This is a genomic window from Rudaea sp. 3F27F6, from assembly GCF_005503555.1.
Taxonomy (GTDB): Bacteria; Pseudomonadota; Gammaproteobacteria; order Xanthomonadales; family Rhodanobacteraceae; genus Rudaea.
In genome coordinates this window covers 1,750,311-1,769,718 of the sequence record NZ_SCNG01000001.1, presented here as the reverse complement: position 1 = coordinate 1,769,718, position 19,408 = coordinate 1,750,311, and the positions used below count along the sequence as shown (strand labels likewise).

Genomic DNA, 19,408 nt, shown 5'->3' with positions numbered 1-19,408 from the left:
TGCCGCAGCGGATGTTTTATTTTTCTGTGCCGCTCAATCTGGATATGACGTTGCTAGACCGTGAGCAATCCACGCCGCGCGGCCAACGCATGCAGCCCGCGCGCCGCCGCATGATCGGCGTGATTGCGCGCATGCAGTCCGCGCCGGAGCAGTGCTTCACTGTACAGTTCGAGCAGCCGGTCGGCCGCGACCAGATGCAGGGAATCGACGGCGACCGGCAGATCGTTCAGTTCGTGCCCGATCAGCAGGCCCGACAAATAGGACGCCAGCTCGTTCTCGCGCAGCGTGCCGAACAAACCCTGGGTGCGCACGGCGAACAACTGGTTGAGCAGGTCGCGCGGCTTGCGCGCGTCGTCGACGCCCTGGGCGAACGCGGCAGGCTGATGCGGCGCGCCGGATTCCATCAGGCGGCCGAGGATGCTGTGTTTGCACAGCAGGTCGAACAGCTCGCCGGTCATTGCCGTGTGGAAAGCCGCGATGCGGCCGTCGCGGATTTCGGCATGCTTGCTGTGCGTGCCCGGCAGGCAGACCAGATGGCGTCCGCTGCCGAGTTGATCGAGCAGGCCGCAGACTTGCGTCTCTTCGCCGCGCATCACGTCGCGCATGCCGTCGGCATCGCGCACGGTCAGTCCCGGCACGAGCCAGATGCGGCGATCGGCGAATGCCGCAGCGTCGAGCGGCACCATCGCTGCGGCGATGTCGTCGAGCCCGGCAGGACATTCGACGTAGGCCACTTCGCGCCAGCCCTGGCGGCTGCCGATCATGCCGCTCATGACGATCAAACCGTCGTTCCAGCCGTCGATGACATCGTGCAGCACGGCGTCGAATCGGCCGGCCGCGGCGAGCACGCCCTGTGCCGAGCGGCGCGTGTCGGTGACGGCGCCGTCCGCGTCGAGACGGAAAGCGCGCAGGCTCGTCGTGCCCCAGTCGATCGCGATCATCGGTCGTCGAACCGCGATTCGGGCAAACCCGTGGGTGCATCGAGGCGCACGGCAAACAAGCCGCCGGCGTGCGGCTCGCATACGAGCGCGTCGGCGTCGAGATCTTCACGCGCGGTCGTGATGTAGAGCGTGTCGAAATCGGTGCCGCCGAACGCGACGCAGCTCGGCTGGCGCGTCGGCACGTCGACGTGTCGGGCGATGGGGCCGTCGCGGTCGTAGCAGACCACGCGCGCGGCACCCCACTGCGCGCTCCACAAACGGCCGTGCCGGTCGATCGCCGCACCGTCGGGCGTCGCAGGCAATTCGACTTCGGCGAACACTTCCGGCCGGCCGACGCCGGCCGCGTCCGCGTCGTAGTCGCAGCGCATGATGCGGCCCTGCCGCGTATCGCAGAAATACAGGCTGCGCCCGTCGAGGCCGAAGCAGAGGCTGTTCGGAATCGCCACGCCGCCGAGGTCGAGTTCGCGCAGGCCGTGTTTTGCCGAGTACTGATAGAAGCGGCCGAGCGGCGCGCGCGCGGCGTCTTCGTTGAGCGTGCCGAAAACGAAATTGCCGGCGCGGTCGGCGCGGCCGTCGTTGCTGCGCAGATGCGCTTGGCCCGGTTCGACCGCGGTGAGTGCCTGCGTGTGCAGCGCGTCGCCCGATTCGTCGGCATTCAAGTCGGCGACATGGATTTCCTTCGCGAGCGCGAGCAGCAGCCGGCCTGATTCGCAGAGGGCGAACGATCCGAGCCGGTCGGGCAGGCGCCAGGAGCGCACTTCGCCGTTATGCGGCCGATAGCGCCACAGGCGCGCGGCGTGAATGTCGGTCCAGAGCACCGCGCGTTCGCGCTCGCACCAGAGCACACCTTCGCCGAGAGTGCAGCGGCTGTCGACGACAAGCTGCGCCTGCGGTGTCGATGCAGAAAACGGAAGCGGCGCCGTTGTCGAAGCGGTCGCCGGTGCGGCGTGCGGCGTGCTCATCTCACCACTCGGCCACGCTGCCGTCGGCATGGCGCCAGACCGGGTTGTGCCAGTCCGGCGCATGGCGGCTGCGCTCGCTCACGACGGCTTCGTCGATCTCGACGCCAAGGCCGGGCCGCGTGAACGGTTTGACCGAGCCCTGCTCCATCGCGAACGCGTCCTTGTTGACCACATAGTCGAGCACTTCGCCGTCGGCGTTGTAGTGGATGCCGATGCTCTGCTCCTGCAGCACCGCGTTCCAGCTGGCGAAATCGACGTGCAGGCACGAAGCGAGCGCGATCGGGCCGAGCGGGCAGTGCGGCGCAAGTGCAACGTCGTAGGTTTCGGCCATCGCCGCGATCTTCATACATTCGGTGATGCCGCCGGCGTGCGACACGTCGGGCTGCAGAATCGCGATGCCGCCGCGCTCGAAGACGTGCTTGAACTCGAAGCGCGAATACATGCGCTCGCCCGCGGCGAGCGGAATCGCCGTCTGCGCGGCGAGGCGCGGATAGTGCTCGGCCTGCTCGGCGAGCACGGGCTCTTCGATAAACAGCGGGCGATACGGTTCCAGCTCGCGGATCAGCGTCTTCGCCATCGGCGCACCGACGCGACCGTGAAAGTCGAGGCCGAACTCGATCGTGGTGCCGAACGCAGCGCGGATTTCGGCGACCTTGGCGACGGCCGCGTCGATCGCGCGGCTCGTGTCGAGCAGGCCGAGTTCTTCGCAGGCGTTGAGCTTGAACGTGTCGAAACCGTGTTCGAGACGGCTGCGGATCTGCGCGATGATGTCGGCCGGGCGATCGCCGCCGACCCAGCAATACGTCTTCATGCGCTCGCGCACGAGACCGCCGAGCAATTGATACACCGGCACGCCGAGCGCCTTGCCCTTGATATCCCAGAGCGCCTGGTCGATGCCGGCGATCGCACTCATAAATACCGCGCCGCCGCGGTAGAACGCGCCGCGGTACATGGTCTGCCAGTGATCGTTGATGCGCGCGGGATCTTTGCCGATCAGTTGCTCGCCGATCTCGGCGACCGCGGCCTCGACGCTGCGCGCGCGGCCTTCGACCACGGGCTCGCCCCAGCCGACGAGGCCTTCGTCCGTCTCGATCTTGAGGAACATCCAGCGCGGGGCGACGCGATAGGTGGTGAGTTGGGTGATTTTCACTGCGACTTCTTCCTGAAGGACTGAACGAACGCCTCGGCGCGCGCGCGCGTCGCGGCGGGGGCCTGGCCCGGTGCATACAGATCACTGCCGAGTCCCGCGCCCGCGCAGCCCGCGGCGAGGAAGTCGGGCAGGTTGAGCGGATTGACTCCGCCGACCGCGAACAGCGGCGTGCTCGCCGGCAGCACGGCCTTGAGCGCGCGTACGTAACCGGGGCCGAGGTTCGACGCCGGAAACAGCTTGAGAATCTGCGCGCCTGCGCCGAGCGCGGCGAAGGCTTCGCTCGGCGTCAGAAAGCCGGCCGCGACGGTCAGTCCCGCGGCGACGGCGTGGCGGATCAGGGCCGGTTCGGTATTCGGCGTCACCATGAGTTTCGCGCCGGTCGCGGCGAGCGCGTCGGCATCGGCACTGTTGAGCACGGTGCCCGCGCCGATGACCGCGCGATCGGCAGCGGTATGCAAGGCGATCTCCACGCTATGCCGCCAGTTCGGCGAATTGCACGGAATCTCGATCAGGCCGATGCCCGAGGCGATCAGCTCGTGCACGTGTGCGGCGACTTCGTCAGGCTTGATTCCGCGCAGGATGGCGATCAGGGGAAGATGCGAAGTCCAGTCCATGTCCGCGTACTCACTCGTGATAAAGCTGCGAGCGGCCGCCGTCGATCAGAATGTCGGCGGCGTTGATAAAGCGCGCTTCGTCGCTGGCGAGGAACAGCGCGGTGTAGGCGACTTCCTCGGGCGTGCCGATGCGCTTGCACGGCAGCAGTTCGGTCTGGCGCGCGCGCGCATCGGGTTCGCGCTCGAACCAGCGCTCGATGCGCTCGACCAGGATCAGGCCCGGCGAGATCGAATTGCAGCGCACGCCGCGCGCGGCGTACTGGATGCCGAGCGCCTTGGTCATGCCGATCAGGCCGTGTTTGGCGACCGGATACGGGAACGCACCCGGGATGATCTTGTGCCCGTGCACCGAGGCGATGTTGACGATCGAGCCGGCGTTGCGTTCGAGCATGAACGGCAATGCCGCGCGGCTGAAGTTCCACGCGCCGCCGAGATTGGTGGCGAGATTGCGCTGCCATTCGGCGGTGGTCAGGGTCAGCGGTTCGCCGAACACGTCGGCACCGGCATTGTTGACGAGTACGTCGACGGCGCCGAAGCGTTGGCCGACCTCGCCGACGAATGCATTGACCGCGGCTTCGTCGGCGACGTCGCCCGCGGCGAAGTGTTCGCACACCGCGGCCACGTCGGCCGACGGTGCACTGCGGTCGAAGCCGGCGACGCGGGCGCCGTGCGCGGCGAACAATTTGGCGATCGCGGCGCCGATGCCGCTTGCGGCACCCGTGACGATCGCCGCTTTGCCCGCAAGCCTTTTGCCTTGCATTTCGCCCACGCTTGCTCCCTATCCCCTTCGTTTCGAATGCTCGACCGCCGGCGCCGCGGCGTCAGGCCGAGGTTTTCTTCGCCGGCTTGGCGCGGCTGCGCTGCAGGTTCGCCTGCGAGTCCGCAATCACGCCGTGCATGACCTTGCGTGCGACGTCGGGCTGCTGGCGCTTGATCGCGTCGAGCACTTTCTTGTGTTGCGGCAGCGAATACTTGAAGTTGTTCGCCGTGCGCGCCGATAGGACGAGATAGGTGCCGAGCGCCGTTTCGACCACCGAGAACAAGGACTGCAGCAGCTCGTTGCCGGTGGCGCGCAGCACGGCGTCGTGGAACTGCAGGTCCGCTTCGGCCCATTCGTCGAGCGAGTTCGCGGCTTCCATCGCCGCGTAGGCCTGTTCGATCTCGGCGAGCTGCGCCGGCGTGCGCTTGCGCGCGGCCGAGGCGGCGGCCGCGGGTTCGATGATTTCGCGCATCTCGACGAGTTTGTCGACGAAGTCGTCGGCCGGCATCGATGCGCAGCGCCAGGTCAGCACGTCGGCGTCGAGCTGGTTCCAGAAGCGCTCTTCGAGCACGCGCGCGCCGACGCCGGCGCGGGACTCGATCAGGCCCTTGGCCGAAAGCACCTTCATCGCCTCGCGCAATGCGGTGCGGCTGACGCTGAGGCTCTCGGCGAGCGTCTCTTCGCGCGGCAGCACTTCGCCCGGCTGCACCTGGCCGCTGACGATGCGTTGTCCCAGCTCGTGCATCACATGTCCATAAAGATTGCGCACCGCGCTCTGCTTTCTCATCGAATCCTCCTCAGTCCATCGTTCCGCTTACCGGTCATGCTCTACTTTGTCATACTATAATAATTTCAGCAAAGGTTTTCCAAAGCGAATTTCCGTCTCGCTGCGCATCGGCCGCGGCGTTCGTTCCGCGCCGCGAAATGCCGTGCCGCAGCATGCGGAACCGCTTCTTTTCGCCGTGTATACGCGGCTGCGGCACGAAAAACCAAGAGGTGGCGCTCGTTCTCGAGTGCGTTGCGCAGTTCTTGTTTCGTGGCGCGATGCATCATCGTTGTGTCTTTCGAACATGTATGCTTGCAAGATCATCATACAATATGCTTAGATGATCAATAGCAAGACACAAGAACGAATTCGGGAGGCTACAAATGCGAGAGCAACTGGCAACTTTGGCGCTCGGTCTGTGCGCGCTGAGCGGCGCCGCGCAGGCGGCGGAAACGAAGCGCGAATCGTTCGGCACGCTTGCCGACGGCCGTGCGGTCGAAACGGTGACGCTCGACAACGGCCGCGGCGCGATCGCGCAGATCATCACGCTCGGCGCGAGCCTGCACACGCTGTCGGTGCCGGACCGCGCCGGCAAGAGCGCGAACATCACGCTCGGCTATGCCGCTCTCGACGATTATCTGAAGAAGCCGCAGTACTTCGGCGCCACGGTGGGGCGCTATGCCAACCGCATCGCCAACGGCCGCTTCGACCTCGACGGGCATACGTATCAACTGTCGACGAATGAAAAGACCACGTCGCTGCATGGTGGCGAGCGCGGTCTCGACAAGGTGCTGTGGCAGATCGGCGAACTCAAGCACGGCGTCGACGCGGCGAGCGTCAGCCTGAGCTATGTGAGCGCCGACGGCGAGATGGGTTATCCGGGCAAGCTCTCGATCACCGCGACCTATACGCTCGACACGCACAACCGCCTGTCGATCGAATACCGCGCGACCACCGACAAGCCGACCATCGTCAACCTGAGCAACCACGCCTACTGGAATCTGTCGGGCGAAGGCTCGGGCTCGGTGATGGACCAGCGCCTGCGCATCGTGGCCGATGCCTATCTGCCGGTCGATGAAAAGCTGATCCCGACCGGCGAAGTGCGCAGCGTCGCCGGCAGCGTGTTCGATTTCCGCGAGACCAAGCCGATCGGCCGCGACATCCGCCGCGGCGACGACGCGCAATTGCTGGTCGGCCACGGCTACGACCACAACTTCGTCGTCGCACGCAGCATGGCGAGCGCGCCGCGTTTGGTCGCGCAGGTCGAAGACCCGGCTTCCGGCCGCGTGCTGAAACTCCTCTCGGCACAACCGGGCCTGCAGTTCTATTCTGGCAATTTCCTCGACGGCAGCACGGTCGGCACGGGCGGCCGCGTCTATCGCCAGGGCGACGCCTTCGCACTCGAACCGCAGTTGTTTCCGGACACGCCGAACCAGCCCGCGTTTGGCTCGGCGCGGCTCGACCCGGGCAAGGAATACCGCAATCTGATCGTCTACGAATTCTCGACCGCGGCCGCGCCGCCGTCGCACTGAAACACCGATCTGGGGAGATACATGAAACGCATCTTATTGGTCTTGGCGCTGTCGATTCTGGCGGTGGCGCCGCTGCATGCCGCCGACGGCGCCGCGCGCTGGTCTGAGGCAAAAGCGAAAACCTGGTACGCGCAGCAGCGCTGGGTACTCGGCAGCAACTACGTGCCGGCCAACGCGATCAACGAACTCGAAATGTGGCAGGCCGACACCTTCGACGCCGAGCGCATCGATCGCGAACTCGGCTGGGCGCAGGGACTCGGCATGAACACGATGCGCGTGTTCCTACACGATCTGCTCTGGCAGCAGGACGCGGCCGGCTTCAAGCAGCGCATCGACCGCTTTCTCGCGATCGCGGCCAAGCACGGCATCAAGCCGATCTTCGTCCTGTTCGATTCGTGCTGGGACCCCGAGCCGAAGCTCGGCGCGCAGCATCCGCCGATTCCGGGCGTGCACAACTCGGGCTGGGTGCAGAGCCCTGGCGTCGCGCTCGCCGATCCGGCGCAGTACCCGCGCCTGGAACGTTATGTGAAGGACATCATCGGCAGTTTCGCCAAAGACGAGCGCGTGCTCGCCTGGGACGTGTGGAACGAGCCCGACAACGAGGGCGGCGGCCACTATCAGGCGCGCGAGCCGAAGGGCAAGGACGAACTCGTCGCGAAGTTGCTGCCGCAGGTCTTCGCCTGGGCGCGCAGCGCGGCGCCGACCCAGCCGTTGACCAGCGGGGTCTGGCACAACGACGACTGGTCCGATCCGGCCAAGCTCAATCCGGTCGAGCGCACGCAGATCGAGCAGTCGGACGTCATCAGTTTCCATAGCTACGACTGGCCCGAGCAGTTCTTGGTGCGCGTGCGCCAGCTCGAAAAATACGGGCGTCCGCTGCTCTGCACCGAGTACATGGCGCGCGGCAACGGCTCGACGATCGACGGTGTGCTGCCGCTGGCGAAGAAGCTCGACGTCGGCATGGTCAACTGGGGCTTCGTCGACGGCAAGACGCAGACGATCATGCCGTGGGATTCGTGGGAGCGGCCGTACACGCTGCGTCCGCCGACGCTGTGGTTCCACGATCTGCTGCGCGCCGACGGTTCGCCTTACCGCCAGCGCGAAGCCGACATCCTGCGCGCGCTGAGCAAGGCGCCGCGCGGCGCGGTACCCGAGACCGCGTTGAGTCCCCTGGCACCCAAGCCAGCGAAATAACCGTACACAAAAACAAAAAAACGATGCGAGTCGCATCCGGCTCGCCGTACTTCATTGAGAGGAGGGCGCAAGTGAAGAATAGAACCGAACAGAGATTCGCCGTTTCCCTGTTGGCGGGCGCGATCATGGCGTCGCTCGCCACAGGTGCCGCGGCGCAAACGACCACGCCCGACGCCGCGGCGGTCACGGCCGCGACGGCCGCGCCACCGGGCGCCACCGCGGCGGACGGCCCCGACGGCAAGGCCAAGCCTGCCGCCGAACTGGAAACCGTCACCGTGACTGGCTCGCTGCGTTCGAGCCTGAGCTCGGCGCAGTCGATCAAGCAGTATGACCGCATGATCGTCGATTCGATCATCGCCGAAGACATCGGCAAGCTGCCCGACAACAGCGTCGCTGAGGCGATCCAGCGCATCACCGGCGTACAGGTCGCGAAAGACGGCAAGGGCGAAACGACCACGGTCGTCGTGCGCGGTCTGCCGAATGTGGTGACCACGCTCAACGGCAACGAAATCACCAGCGGCGCCGGCCGCGGCTATGCGTTCCAGAATCTGCCGGCCACCGCGGTCAAGGCGATAAAAGTATACAAAACCAGCGATGCGAGCCTGCCCGATGGCGGCATCGCCGGCCTCGTCGACATGGAACTGTTCCAGCCGTTCGACTTCGAGGGACGCAAGATCGCCGGCACGCTGACCGAGACCAACGGCAAGTACTCGGCGCGCACCGATCCGACCGCGAGTCTGCTGCTCAGTGATCGCTGGGAGACCGGCGCGGGCGAATTCGGCGCGCTGATCAATTTCAGCACGATCACCGAGCACTACGCGTACAACGCGGTCTGGGGCGACAACCCGCGCGTGCTGACACAGCCGCTGCCCGATCCGAACAATCCGGGCGGCACGATCGACAGCCCGATTCGCACGAGTTCGGGCAATCTCATTTCCGTGCCGAACGCATTCGGCGCCACCTACAACATGGGCTACCGCAAGCGCCCCGAGGTGAACTACGGCCTGCAGTGGAAAATCTCCGACGAGTTGGAGCTGTACGCGCGCGGCCTGTACGACTGGCTCAGCGATCGCAACAACAACACGTTCTATGCGAGTTTTCCGGTCGGCTGGGTCGCGCCGACCAATCTGAAGGTGACCGACAACTGCTACAAGAACCAGCTCGGCGGCAGCCCGTACTACGGCCAGACGATATGCGACGCGTCGAGCGGCAGTTGGACCGCGAGCAACTACGCGTTGACCAGCACGCAGGCAAAACAGGCGTGGGGCCACGACATCCAGAACTCTGTCGGCTTCAAGTGGAACCACGGCCGTCTGCATCTGACCGGCGACCTGTCGCAGACCTTGTCGTCGTACCACGAAGAAAACTTCATCATCGACCAATTTCTCAAGGGGCCGCTCACGACGAACTGGTACGCCAACGGCCACACCAACTGGGGCCTTGCCGGCAATCCGCAGAACGATCCGAACAACTACTACCTCAACGGTCTGTTTCAGACCTGGCATACCGAACGCGGCAAGGAAAACGCGCTGCGCCTCGACGGCGTTTGGGATCTCGACGCAGGCCCGCTGCACAATCTGCAATTCGGCGTACGCCTTTCCGACCACAAGGCCAACTATGTCGGCAGCGTCGAGATTTCGACGCCGCCGCCGGGCGGCCCGGGCACGCCGGCGAACAACCCTCAGCTCGCGCCGAATCCGGACAACCAGGTCGTCAAGCGTCTTCCGGGCAACTATTTCTGCTCGATGCCGAAAAACCCGGCGCTGCCCGACGGTTTTCTTACCGGCTGTTACGACTATTTGATCGGCAACCAGGACGCGCTGCGCCGGATGTACGGCCTGGCGCCCGGACTGGCGCCGCTCAATCCGGGACGTTTCTTCGAGATCGACGAGAAGAAGTACGCGGGCTACCTGCAGGCGGCCTACGACACGGAATTGTTCGGCAAGCAGATCGAGGGCGTCGTCGGCGCACGTCTGGAAAACGTCAAGCGCAATCTCGACGCGTTCGCGTTCAATACGGATACGGTGACCTACACGCCGCTCAACGTGAAGACGAGCAAGCCGACGACGCTGCCGAACGCGAGCTTGATCGTGCACCTGTCCGACGAGTTGCAGGCGCGCGTGGTCGCGGCGAAGACGCTGACCTATCCCGACTTCGGCCAGCTCAACCCGTCGATGTCGCTGACTCCGGGCACGGTCAATCGTCTCGGCTACGGCGGCAGCGGCAATCCGAATCTCAAGCCGACCAAGTCGAACAACTACGATGCGACGCTCGAATGGTATTTCTCGCCGGTCGGCTCGCTCAGCGGCGGCGTGTTCTATCGCGAGATCGACGGCTACATCCAGAACTACGTGACCGATGTGGTCATCGGCGGCGAGAAGTATCAGCTGTCCTCGCCGCAGAGCGCGGGCCGTGGCCATCTCGCCGGCGCGGAGCTGGCCTATCAGCAGACCTTCGATTTCCTGCCCGGCATCTGGAGCGGACTCGGCGCGCAGATCAACTACACCTACATCGACGGCTCGACGGTCACGCCGCAGTACATCGGCGGCCCGTCGGTGATCGCGCCGCTGCAGAACGTGTCGAAGAACAACTACAACGTCGTCCTGTTCTACGAGAAGTACGACATCTCCGCGCGCCTGGCCTACAACTACCGCAGCCGCTACATCGACTTCTTCACCCAGCCGACCGTCGCCGGCATCAACGACGAGGTCAAGCCGGCCAATCAGGTCGATCTGTCGATTGCCTACAACATCAACCAGTACAGCACGATCGTTCTGACCGCGACCAATTTGTTCGGCGCGAACCTGCACCAGTACTGGGGCGACGGCGACACGCGTCCGCGCGACATCCGCTATCAGGATCGCACGGTCGCGCTGGGCCTGCGCTTCAAGCTGTAGGCAGAAACGTGCGTGGCGATCGGCGGCGCAGGAGGCGTTGTTCGCCGATCGCCCGGGCGGTTGAAGCAGCAGGCAATACGGCTTCTTCGTGAGGAAAGCGAAATGAAGTGGTTGCAGAGATTCGGAACGGCACTATTGATCCCCGCGGTATTTGCCGTTGGCTTCTACGGCGCGCCGTTTGCGGAGAAGACGTACCGGCAAGTGTTTCCGGCGGACGAATATCGGAACGGCAATTTCAGCGGCTTGTACGCCGAAGCGAATCGATCCGTCGTTCTGTTCTCGACTTCGACGTGTCCGTACTGCCGCAAAGCTCGCGAGTTTTTCGCGGAACACGGAATCGCCTACACGGACTATGTAGTCGATCAGTCGAAAGCCGCAGAAGAGAAATTCTCCGCACGCGGCGGCGGTGCCGTGCCGCTCATCTACATCGGCGATAGGGAAATTCGTGGCTTTCGCGAAACCGCGGTTCGCGAGGCTCTAGCCGCAGCGGGCGTGCGCCATCCCTGAATGGCGCGCGCCCGCTGCTCGGGTGCGGATGGACGTGTCGGCTCCAGTCCATCCGGGTCGTGGCCTACACGGAGCCGTCGGCTTGATAAGGAGAGATTTATGCGACTTCGTTCGCTCAGTGTGTTGGCGGCAATCTGCTTCTCCATGGGCTTGGGCGCGGGGACTTCTTCGTTGGCGCATGCCCAATATTCCTGTTCCACCTGCAGTGTGAATTGGTACTCGTGCAAAGCGAGCTGCAACAACACAGGAGGCAGTGCGAGCTGCCTCGCTGCGTGCGATGCGACTTTCAGCGCATGCAGTAGATCCTGCACCAACTAACGCGTTTCCGCAGGACTGTGCGGCCGGCGCCGGAGCGCGCCTGCAATTTTGATCTCCACCGGAGCAGCCCGCGGTGAAGGAGTGACCGCGGGCTCTTTTTTTCGCACGGCTCGGTACGAGCTCACCCCTCAGACTCACAACCTAGCGAGCAGCTTATGACCGGTTTGAAATCCAATTCAGCAGACTCGATCGCCTTGGTTATTCTCCTGTTCCTTATCGCGCTCTGCACGTCGTGTGCGCATGCGGCGAGCGGAACATTGTTGCAAGGCGGCACCTTGTATCCGCGCGTCGTGCGTCTCGCCCACGGGCCGCCCGCATCGAACGGACGGCTCATCGCGAGCACGAACGGCGTCATCTTCCGCAGCGACGACAACGGCGCGAGCTGGAGCCAGATCAGCACCGTGCCGACCGCGTCCGGCAGCACCGAGCGCTGCTGCGCCACGCTGTTCGAGATGCCGCAGGCGGTCGGTGCGCTCGCCGCGGGGACGCTGCTGTCGTCGGCTTCGTATTTCTACGGCAGCACGCCGGCGATCGAGGTCTACACGAGCACCGACCAGGGCGTTACCTGGAGCTATCACAGCATGCCTGCGGTCGGCGGCGACAATGCGCACGGCCTCTGGGAACCGGAATTCGAGATCGCCAGCGACGGCGCGCTCGTCGCGTTCTGGTCGGACGAAACCGATCCGTGCTGCAGCCAGAAGCTCGTGCAGATGCGCAGCTACAACGGCACGAGCTGGCAGGACAAGACCGACACGATACGCAGCACCATCCAGGCCGACCGGCCCGGCATGATCACGGTCAGCAAGCTGCCGAACGGGCACTACTTCATGACCAACGAACTGTGCGGGCCCGCGGCGTGCACGGCGTTCTCGCGCGTCTCGACCGACGGCTGGAATTTCGGCAACCCGAACGACATGGGCACCAGGATACAGACCGCGTCGGGCCAGTATCTCGAACACACGCCGCTGAACAAGTGGACGCCGTCGCCGCTGTCGAGCAACGGCGCGATCATTCTGACCGGGCAGATGGTCTACGACAGCAACGGCCAGGTGTCCGCGGCCAACGGCAACGTGCTCTTCGTCAACACCAATGTCGACGGCACCGGCAACTGGTACACGATCAACGCGCCCGTGCATGTGCCGAATCCGTACGACAACTATTGCCCGAATTATTCGTCGGCCCTGCTGCCGGCGACGGACGGATCGAGCATTCTCGAACTCGCCTCCGACTACAACAACGGTGTGTGCAACACCTACTTCGCCACCGAGTCGTGGAACCGCCTGCCCACCGACGGCGCCACCTACGTGCTGCGCAATGTGCAGGCATCGAGCCTGTGCCTCGACAACGCCGGTTGGGCGACGACGAACAACACCAGCGCCGATCTCTGGGACTGCACGGGCTATCCGGTGCAGAACTGGACCGTGCATTCACAGGGCGGCGGTTATTTCTCGCTGCAGAACCAGGCTACGGGCCTGTGCCTCGACAACACCGGCGGCAGCACCGCGCCGGGCAACAAGGTGACCTTGTGGGGCTGTGCGAACAACGCCAACCAGAGCTGGTTGTTCATGGACCTCGGCAACGGCAGCTTCAAGCTGCAGAATCAGGCTTCGGGTTCGCTGATTCTCGACGACCCGTCCGGCTCGACCACGCACGGGACTCAGCTGCAGATCTGGACCGACAACGGCCTCGCGCCGCAGCAGTGGACGTTGCAGCAACTGCTGACGGACGGCGCGACTTATTCCGTGCACAGCGTGCAGGCGCCGAACCTGTGCCTCGACGACACCGGCTGGGCGACAACGAACAACACCAGCGCCGAGCTGTGGGACTGCAATGGCCTGTCCGTGCAGAACTGGACCGTGCATGCGAAAGGCAGCGGCTGGTACAGCCTGCAGAACCAGTATTCCGGCCTCTGCCTCGACAACACCGGCGGCAGCACCACGGCCGGCAATCTGGTCACTTTGTGGGGCTGCGCCAACAACGCCAACCAGAACTGGATGATCATGCCGGTCGGCGGCGGCAAGTTCAAAATGATGAACCAGGCGTCGGGCTCGCTGATCCTCGACGATCCGAACGGCTCGACCACGCACGGTACGCAGTTGCGCATCTGGACCGACAACGGCGCGCCGGCACAGCAATGGACCTTCGTGCCGAGCAACTAGACGGCATCGGTTTCGATAGCGGATGCAAAGAAGAAATCCTGTGATGTTCCGATTCTGCTGCATGCTTCTCCTTGGCTGCGCCGCGTTCTGCGGCGCAGCTTCCACACCGGCGGCGCAGCCGAAACCGCTGCTGCCGTCCGGCCCCGATCCGTGGGTCATCGCCCACGCCGGCGTCTACTACTACATGCACACGCTCGGCGACCGCATCGCCTTGTGGAAGACGACCGACATGGCCGAGCTCGGCAAGGCGCAGCCGGTCGTGGTCTGGCGGCCGCCGGCGCAGGGCGCGAACTCGACGTCGATCTGGGCGCCCGAGCTGCATTTCTTCGACGGCAAATGGTGGCTGTACTACAGCGCCGCGGACAAACAGCACGACGACGACGCGCATCGCTATGTATTCGTGCTGGAAAACGCTTCGCCCGATCCGACCGTCGGCCAGTGGATCGACAGAGGCCGGCTCAATACCAAACTGAGCGGCATCGACGGTACCGTGTTCGAGCATCGCGGCCAGCGCTATTTCGTCTACTCGGCCTACGTCGGCGATCACAGCGATCTGGTGATCGCGCCGATGCTGAGCCCGTGGCAACTGTCGGATCGCCAAGTCGATATCGCCGCGCCGACCTATGCCTGGGAGATGCAGGGCGGGCGCAAGATTCTCGAAGCGCCGGAGTTTCTTGCCGGCCCGGGCGGCAAGGTGTTTCTCTCCTACTCGGCGAGTGCGTGCTGGTCGGATGGCTACGCGCTCGGCTTGCTCAGCGCCGACGCGGCGAGCGATCTCGCCGATCCGCGTGCATGGAGCAAATCGCCGCAGCCCGTGCTTGCGAGTTCGGCGAAGCACAGTGTCTACGCGCCTGGGCACAACGGTTTCTTCAAGTCGCTCGACGGCAAGCAGGACTGGATCATCTTCCACGCCAACGGCGGTCCGGGCTGGAAATGCACGGCCAAGCGCGCGCCGTATATCCAGCGGTTCCGCTGGGACGCACACGGAATGCCGGTCTTCGGCGAGGCCGGTGCGCAGGAGTGACGCCAACGATTCGCGGCTATCCGCCGGCTGGAGCATCGAGCCGGTTTGTCGGCGCTGCGTTTTGTCCATGCCGCACGCTGTCGGGCGTCGTGCCGGTCCAGGTGCGGAAAGCGCGGTAGAACGAATTCGGTTCGTCGAAACCGAGCAGAAAAGAAATCTCCGCGGCCGGCAGCGCGGTCTTTTCGAGATAGTGCCGTGCGAGCGCTTCGCGCGTTTGCTTGAGTATCTCCTGGTAACTCGTGCCTTCGGCATCGATGCGCCGCTGCAGGGTGCGCTTGCTCAGGACAAGTTTGCGCGCAACCGCTTCCATCGTGACGAGGCCGCTCGGCAGCCCTTCGAGCAGGGCCGCGCGCACGCGCTGTGCGGTCGTCGCCGGCCCTTCGAGATCGGCGAGGCGCCGGCGCAGCTCGGGCTCGAACGTGGACCACATCGATTCGTTCGAAGTGAGGAACGGCCGCATCGCGTCTTCGCGTGCGAATACGACGCGGTGCTTCGCGCCGCGCTGCAGGCGCGCGCCGAGGAAGGTTTCGTACGGCGCGAGCGGCGACGGCGGCATCGTCGTGGTGACCTCGATCGGGCACACGCGCTCGCGCGTACCCATGCGCGCGAGCGTCACGCAGAAAAGCAGCTCCATGACGATCAGCGATTGCGGTGGCGCCGGCTCCGCATCGAGCCAGCTCAGTTCGATTGCGACGCTGCCGGCCGATTCGACGACGTCGAGGCGCATCGGCGCGATAAGCGCCTTGTAGCGCGCGATGCGCCGTGCGGCCATAAGCAGGTTCGGGCTGCACAGCGCGGCGAACAGCGGCGGCAGGAACGATTCGCTGCGCACCGCCTCACAGAGCCGGATCGGAAACAGCGGATCGGCCGTCTCTGCCTCGACCGCGTTCCAGAGCCGGTAGTACTCCATCGTGCCGATGCGCGCCGACGGCTGTTGCAGCAGGTCGTCGGCGAGCCCGGCGCGGCGCAGCACGTTGGCCGGCGTCAGGCCGAGATCCTTGAGCAGGGTGCGCCAGGTCGTGTCGAGAGCGTAGCTAGGCGTCTGCACGGTCAGCATCGATATCGGAACGAGTCATGCGTGCATTGTCGCGCAATGCGCAGCGACGCAGCGCGCGTTCTAGCCGCCGATACCGAACTGCGCCTTCATGCCGGCGAAAAAGGTCGCGTCGTCGTCGGCGCGGCGCTTTGCGAGCAGTTGCACGGCGTCGGCACCGGCTTCGTAACGCAGCCGGTCGGTGTCGTCGGTCGCCGCCGCGTAGACGACATCGGCGATCAATTCGGCCGACGAACCCTGCGCCATCATCGGGCCCATCACCGCGGGCACGGTCTGCACGAGCGCTTGATACTCGCCGAGCGCCGGGTCATTGCTGAAGTCGAGCGAGCGGCCGCCGAAATCGGTCTGGATGCCGCCCGGCTCGACGATTTTCACGCGGATGCCGAGCGGCGTGAGCTCGTAGTGCAGCGACTCGGATATTCCTTCGACCGCGAACTTCGTGCCGTGGTAAAGCGAGCCAAGCGGGAACGTCATGCGCCCGCCGATCGACGAGATATTGACGATGACGCCGCTGCGCTGGCCGCGGAAATGCGGCAGCAGCGCCTTCGTGGTCGCGAGCAGGCCGAATACGTTCACATCGAACTGGCGGCGGATCTTTTCGAGCGGCGCGGCTTCGAGCGGACCGAAGGAACCGTAGCCGGCGTTGTTGACGAGCGCGTCGATGCGCCCGAACTTCGCCAGCCCGGCATCGACGGCGGCGTGGATGGAGTCGACGTCCTGCACGTCGAGGCGCGCGACCAGGGTGCGATCGAGCCGGGCGAGTTCGGTCTCGCGGTCGGGTTCGCGCATCGTCGCAATGACGTTCCAGCCTTTTGCCTGGAAGAGTTTGGCCGCGGCGCGGCCGAGGCCGCTCGACGTGCCGGTGATCAGAATGGTCTTGTTCATGGGTGCTCCTTGTTGGGCACCCAGCGTAAGCAGCGGCGGCGCGGACCGCACTGGCAAGCGATGCCATTCTGCTATCCGATCGCGCCATCCTTTGCGCGACGGAAAGGAAGCATTGCACTACGCGCCGCGGCGCAGCGCCTGTTCGGCCAGCCTGGCGTTCCAGGTATTCAGCGCCTGGGTCAGCACGGCGCTGCTGTCCTGGCCGGCGTCGACGGCTTGCCACGATTCGATCGATTCGGAGTTGAGCAACAGGGTGCCGTTCGCCATCGGCGACAGTTCCCAGATATGCACCGCGCCGGCAGTGCCGTTCCAGATCAGCCTGCGTTCGTTTTCGAGCAGCACGATGCGCGATTCGACGTGCGCCTCGTAGGGCGTCCACACGATGACCGAGCCCGGAGCGAGCGGGCCGTCGAGACGCGCCGACGAGATCTCGGGCATCCAGCTCGGCCAGCCTGCGAAATCGGTCAGCACGGCCCAGACCGCGCTGGCCGGCGCCGACATTTCAAGCTCGGTCACGGCGACGGTGGCGGCGCTCGGATTGATCGCCAGACGGGCGGCGGCGGACGAGTCGGCGTTGTTCATTGCGTGGATCCTCGGGTCTCGGGACGGCGAATGCCGTTGCCGAAATCTTCGCTGCGCCGGGGTCCGCCGACAATTGGCGATATCTCTAAAGCGGCTATCGAAAAATCGATGAGCGGCGGCGATTGCCGAGGCGCTCAGCGCGCAGTCGGCGCGCATGTTCGATACGGGCGTTTGCCGCGCGTGGTTGCGATTCGCCCGCATCGCCTGCACGCGACAAGCCCGTGCGCAGGACGTATGATCGCCGCCCCGCGCTGCCACGTTCGCGACGCGGGCAATGCAATCGATTCGGTGCCGGCCGCAATCGGTTTTCCTCTCGACGAGATCGACGATCATGATCCGCATACGCACCTCGACCCCGGCGGACGGCCCGCGCATCCTGGAAATCTGGCGCAGCGCGGTCGATGCGACCCACGGCTTTCTTTCCGCGCAGGATCGACACGACATCGAGGTCGAAGTGACTACGTTCTTGCCCAGCCTGCCGATGTGGCTCGCGCTCGACGACGAGGGCCGCGCCACGGGCTTTATGGTGCTCAGCGAAGGCCATATGGAAGCCTTGTTCATCGACGCCGCCGCGCGCGGCAGTGGCGTCGGGCGCGCGCTCGTCGCGCACGCGCTCGGTCTTCATCCGAACATGACGACGGACGTCAACGAACAGAATGCGCAGGCGGTCGGTTTTTACGAGCGCTTGGGTTTCCGCCGCGTCGGGCGTTCCGAACTCGACGGCCAGGGCCGGCCGTATCCGCTGATCCATCTGCGCCACACGGCGGCATAGCGCCGCGCAACACAGAGATCGCGCGCGGCGTCTACGCGGTTTTCTTGTCCGCGCCGGCCATCGCGCCGAGCACGGCCTGCGAGTCCTGGTCGAAGCACGGCGAAGCGAACGGCGCCGGCCCCGGCGTGCGGCCGAATTTGATCGGATAAGCGACGCCGTGATAGCGGCCGACGACCGGATGTTCGATCGTCGCGATCATGTTTTCGGCGAGCACCTGCGGATGTTCGAACATGTCTTCGACGCGGCGTGCGGCGGCGCAGGGCACTTCGTCGCCGAACAGCGTTTCCCATTCCAGCGCGCTGCGCGCGGCGAGTGCGGCATGCAATTTTGGAATGATCTCCGCGGCATGCTCGGCGCGCTTGCGCACGCTGTCGTAGCGCGCGTCGGCGGCGAGTTCGCCAAGGCCGGTTTTGTCGCAGAGCGCCTTCCAGAAGCGCGGCGTGTTCGCCGAAATGTACAGATGGCCTTCGCGCGTAGGGTGGATGCCGGTGACGCCGCCGGAACGCATGTCGCGGCCGATGTCGAGCGACTCGCCGTCGGCCCAGATCATGCGCGCCGACTGCATGGTCAGCGCGCTACGCAGCAGCGACACGCCGACGAACTGGCCGCGGCCCGAGCGCTCGCGCTCGTACAGCGCCGAGGCGACGCCCGCGCTGAGCAACGCCGCGGCGTAGTAATCGACGACCGAGCCGTAGATGATTTCGGGCGGCCCGCCGCGCTTGCCCTGCAGCGCGCACATGCCGGTCATGGTCTGCAGCACCTGGTCGTAGCCGGCCTTGTCCTTCATCGGCCCGCTTTCGCCGTAGCCGGAAATGGCGCAATAGATCAGGCGCGGATTGATCAGATTGAGTTGTTCGTGGTCGAGGCCGAGGCGCTTCGGCACACTCGGCCGGAAGCTGTGCACGAGCACGTCGGCTTCGCGCACGAGGCGCAGCAGCGAAGCGTGGCCGGCCGGCGACTTCAAATCGAGCACGATGCCGAGCTTGGAACGGTTCACGCCCATGAAGGCGCGGCTCTCGGCGGTCAGGGTCGAAGGATAGTTGCGCAGATTGTCGCCGTCGGGCGGCTCGATCTTGATCACCTCGGCGCCCTGGTCGGCGAGCAAGGTGCAGGCATAAGGACCGGCGATGTAGCTCGACAGGTCGAGTACGCGCACTCCCGAGAGCGGCCCCTGCGCTCCGCTGCGCTTGACCAGTTTGAAGGCGGACGATGTTGCCATGAAGAATCCTTCTTTCCCCAAGCGGCAAGTCTGCGCGGCGCTCACGCGCGGAAACAGGCCGCCCGACTAGTT

General features: G+C 65.1%; 17 protein-coding genes. 7 read left to right on the top strand and 10 right to left on the bottom strand.

Features of this window, described 5'->3' with window-relative positions; all coding sequences use genetic code 11:
- Positions 1-53: 53 nt before the first annotated feature.
- The 6 genes from FFS30_RS07530 to FFS30_RS07505 form a co-directional block, all read right to left on the bottom strand.
- The gene (locus FFS30_RS07530; RefSeq protein ID WP_137912431.1) at positions 54-941 is read right to left on the bottom strand and encodes a 2-dehydro-3-deoxygalactonokinase; all 888 of its coding nucleotides are present in this window, start codon (positions 939-941) and stop codon (positions 54-56) included.
- Positions 938-1,903 carry an SMP-30/gluconolactonase/LRE family protein gene (locus tag FFS30_RS07525; RefSeq protein ID WP_137912430.1) on the bottom strand — a complete coding sequence of 322 codons (966 nt, stop codon included), beginning with the start codon at positions 1,901-1,903 and terminating at the stop codon, positions 938-940. Before FFS30_RS07525 ends, FFS30_RS07530 begins: the two co-directional genes overlap by 4 nt.
- A gap of 1 nt (position 1,904) precedes the next feature.
- Entirely contained in the window at positions 1,905-3,053 is a 1,149-nt protein-coding gene (dgoD, locus tag FFS30_RS07520; protein WP_137912429.1) for a galactonate dehydratase, read from the bottom strand.
- Positions 3,050-3,667: a 2-dehydro-3-deoxy-6-phosphogalactonate aldolase gene (locus FFS30_RS07515; RefSeq protein WP_137912428.1), complete on the bottom strand. Its 618-nt coding sequence runs from the start codon at positions 3,665-3,667 to the stop codon at positions 3,050-3,052. Before FFS30_RS07515 ends, dgoD begins: the two co-directional genes overlap by 4 nt.
- A gap of 10 nt (positions 3,668-3,677) precedes the next feature.
- Positions 3,678-4,427, bottom strand: coding sequence for an SDR family oxidoreductase (locus FFS30_RS07510; RefSeq protein ID WP_137912633.1), 750 nt, complete (start codon positions 4,425-4,427; stop codon positions 3,678-3,680).
- Between the two features lie 61 nt (positions 4,428-4,488).
- The gene (locus tag FFS30_RS07505; protein WP_137912427.1) at positions 4,489-5,214 is read right to left on the bottom strand and encodes a FadR/GntR family transcriptional regulator; all 726 of its coding nucleotides are present in this window, start codon (positions 5,212-5,214) and stop codon (positions 4,489-4,491) included.
- Between the two features lie 362 nt (positions 5,215-5,576).
- On the opposite strand from FFS30_RS07505, the gene FFS30_RS07500 reads away from it, so the two are divergent.
- From FFS30_RS07500 to FFS30_RS07475, 6 genes are all read left to right on the top strand, one after another.
- Positions 5,577-6,725, top strand: a complete 1,149-nt coding sequence (locus FFS30_RS07500) for an aldose epimerase family protein (protein WP_137912426.1) — start codon at positions 5,577-5,579, stop codon at positions 6,723-6,725.
- A 21-nt stretch (positions 6,726-6,746) separates the two neighbouring features.
- The gene (locus tag FFS30_RS07495; RefSeq protein WP_137912425.1) at positions 6,747-7,919 is read left to right on the top strand and encodes a 1,4-beta-xylanase; all 1,173 of its coding nucleotides are present in this window, start codon (positions 6,747-6,749) and stop codon (positions 7,917-7,919) included.
- 71 nt (positions 7,920-7,990) lie between these two features.
- Positions 7,991-10,816: a TonB-dependent receptor gene (locus FFS30_RS07490; RefSeq protein WP_249352242.1), complete on the top strand. Its 2,826-nt coding sequence runs from the start codon at positions 7,991-7,993 to the stop codon at positions 10,814-10,816.
- 12 nt (positions 10,817-10,828) lie between these two features.
- Complete coding sequence (locus tag FFS30_RS07485; RefSeq protein WP_137912423.1) at positions 10,829-11,323, top strand: glutaredoxin family protein; 495 nt, start codon at positions 10,829-10,831, stop codon at positions 11,321-11,323.
- A 473-nt stretch (positions 11,324-11,796) separates the two neighbouring features.
- Positions 11,797-13,800, top strand: coding sequence for an RICIN domain-containing protein (locus FFS30_RS07480; RefSeq protein ID WP_137912422.1), 2,004 nt, complete (start codon positions 11,797-11,799; stop codon positions 13,798-13,800).
- A gap of 61 nt (positions 13,801-13,861) precedes the next feature.
- Entirely contained in the window at positions 13,862-14,824 is a 963-nt protein-coding gene (locus FFS30_RS07475) for a glycoside hydrolase family 43 protein (protein ID WP_249352240.1), read from the top strand.
- A 16-nt stretch (positions 14,825-14,840) separates the two neighbouring features.
- On the opposite strand, the gene FFS30_RS07470 is transcribed toward FFS30_RS07475, so the two are convergent.
- The 3 genes from FFS30_RS07470 to FFS30_RS23790 form a co-directional block, all read right to left on the bottom strand.
- The gene (locus tag FFS30_RS07470; RefSeq protein WP_137912420.1) at positions 14,841-15,881 is read right to left on the bottom strand and encodes an AraC family transcriptional regulator; all 1,041 of its coding nucleotides are present in this window, start codon (positions 15,879-15,881) and stop codon (positions 14,841-14,843) included.
- Between the two features lie 60 nt (positions 15,882-15,941).
- Positions 15,942-16,763, bottom strand: a complete 822-nt coding sequence (locus FFS30_RS07465) for an SDR family oxidoreductase (protein WP_137912419.1) — start codon at positions 16,761-16,763, stop codon at positions 15,942-15,944.
- A 117-nt stretch (positions 16,764-16,880) separates the two neighbouring features.
- A complete protein-coding gene (locus FFS30_RS23790; RefSeq protein WP_171014468.1) occupies positions 16,881-17,345 on the bottom strand; it encodes an SRPBCC family protein in 465 nt (154 codons plus the stop codon).
- A 331-nt stretch (positions 17,346-17,676) separates the two neighbouring features.
- On the opposite strand from FFS30_RS23790, the gene FFS30_RS07455 reads away from it, so the two are divergent.
- Complete coding sequence (locus tag FFS30_RS07455) at positions 17,677-18,117, top strand: acetyltransferase (protein WP_137912417.1); 441 nt, start codon at positions 17,677-17,679, stop codon at positions 18,115-18,117.
- Between the two features lie 31 nt (positions 18,118-18,148).
- Here FFS30_RS07455 and FFS30_RS07450 read toward each other — a convergent pair whose 3' ends face one another.
- A complete protein-coding gene (locus tag FFS30_RS07450) occupies positions 18,149-19,336 on the bottom strand; it encodes a CoA transferase (RefSeq protein ID WP_137912416.1) in 1,188 nt (395 codons plus the stop codon).
- Between the last annotated feature and the right edge of the window lie 72 nt (positions 19,337-19,408).

Excerpts from the sequence above, each read along its gene's own strand:
- FFS30_RS07470 (WP_137912420.1), bottom strand. The coding sequence starts at position 15,881 with ATGCTGACCGTGCAGACGCCTAGCTACGCTCTCGACACGACCTGGCGC.
- FFS30_RS07495 (WP_137912425.1), top strand. The coding sequence starts at position 6,747 with ATGAAACGCATCTTATTGGTCTTGGCGCTGTCGATTCTGGCGGTGGCG.
- FFS30_RS07530 (WP_137912431.1), bottom strand. The coding sequence starts at position 941 with ATGATCGCGATCGACTGGGGCACGACGAGCCTGCGCGCTTTCCGTCTC.
- FFS30_RS07475 (WP_249352240.1), top strand. The coding sequence starts at position 13,862 with ATGCTTCTCCTTGGCTGCGCCGCGTTCTGCGGCGCAGCTTCCACACCG.
- FFS30_RS07525 (WP_137912430.1), bottom strand. The coding sequence starts at position 1,903 with ATGAGCACGCCGCACGCCGCACCGGCGACCGCTTCGACAACGGCGCCG.
- FFS30_RS07505 (WP_137912427.1), bottom strand. The coding sequence starts at position 5,214 with ATGAGAAAGCAGAGCGCGGTGCGCAATCTTTATGGACATGTGATGCAC.
- FFS30_RS07510 (WP_137912633.1), bottom strand. The coding sequence starts at position 4,427 with ATGCAAGGCAAAAGGCTTGCGGGCAAAGCGGCGATCGTCACGGGTGCC.
- FFS30_RS07480 (WP_137912422.1), top strand. The coding sequence starts at position 11,797 with ATGACCGGTTTGAAATCCAATTCAGCAGACTCGATCGCCTTGGTTATT.
- FFS30_RS07500 (WP_137912426.1), top strand. The coding sequence starts at position 5,577 with ATGCGAGAGCAACTGGCAACTTTGGCGCTCGGTCTGTGCGCGCTGAGC.
- FFS30_RS23790 (WP_171014468.1), bottom strand. The coding sequence starts at position 17,345 with ATGAACAACGCCGACTCGTCCGCCGCCGCCCGTCTGGCGATCAATCCG.
- FFS30_RS07515 (WP_137912428.1), bottom strand. The coding sequence starts at position 3,667 with ATGGACTGGACTTCGCATCTTCCCCTGATCGCCATCCTGCGCGGAATC.
- FFS30_RS07465 (WP_137912419.1), bottom strand. The coding sequence starts at position 16,763 with ATGAACAAGACCATTCTGATCACCGGCACGTCGAGCGGCCTCGGCCGC.
- FFS30_RS07455 (WP_137912417.1), top strand. The coding sequence starts at position 17,677 with ATGATCCGCATACGCACCTCGACCCCGGCGGACGGCCCGCGCATCCTG.
- FFS30_RS07450 (WP_137912416.1), bottom strand. The coding sequence starts at position 19,336 with ATGGCAACATCGTCCGCCTTCAAACTGGTCAAGCGCAGCGGAGCGCAG.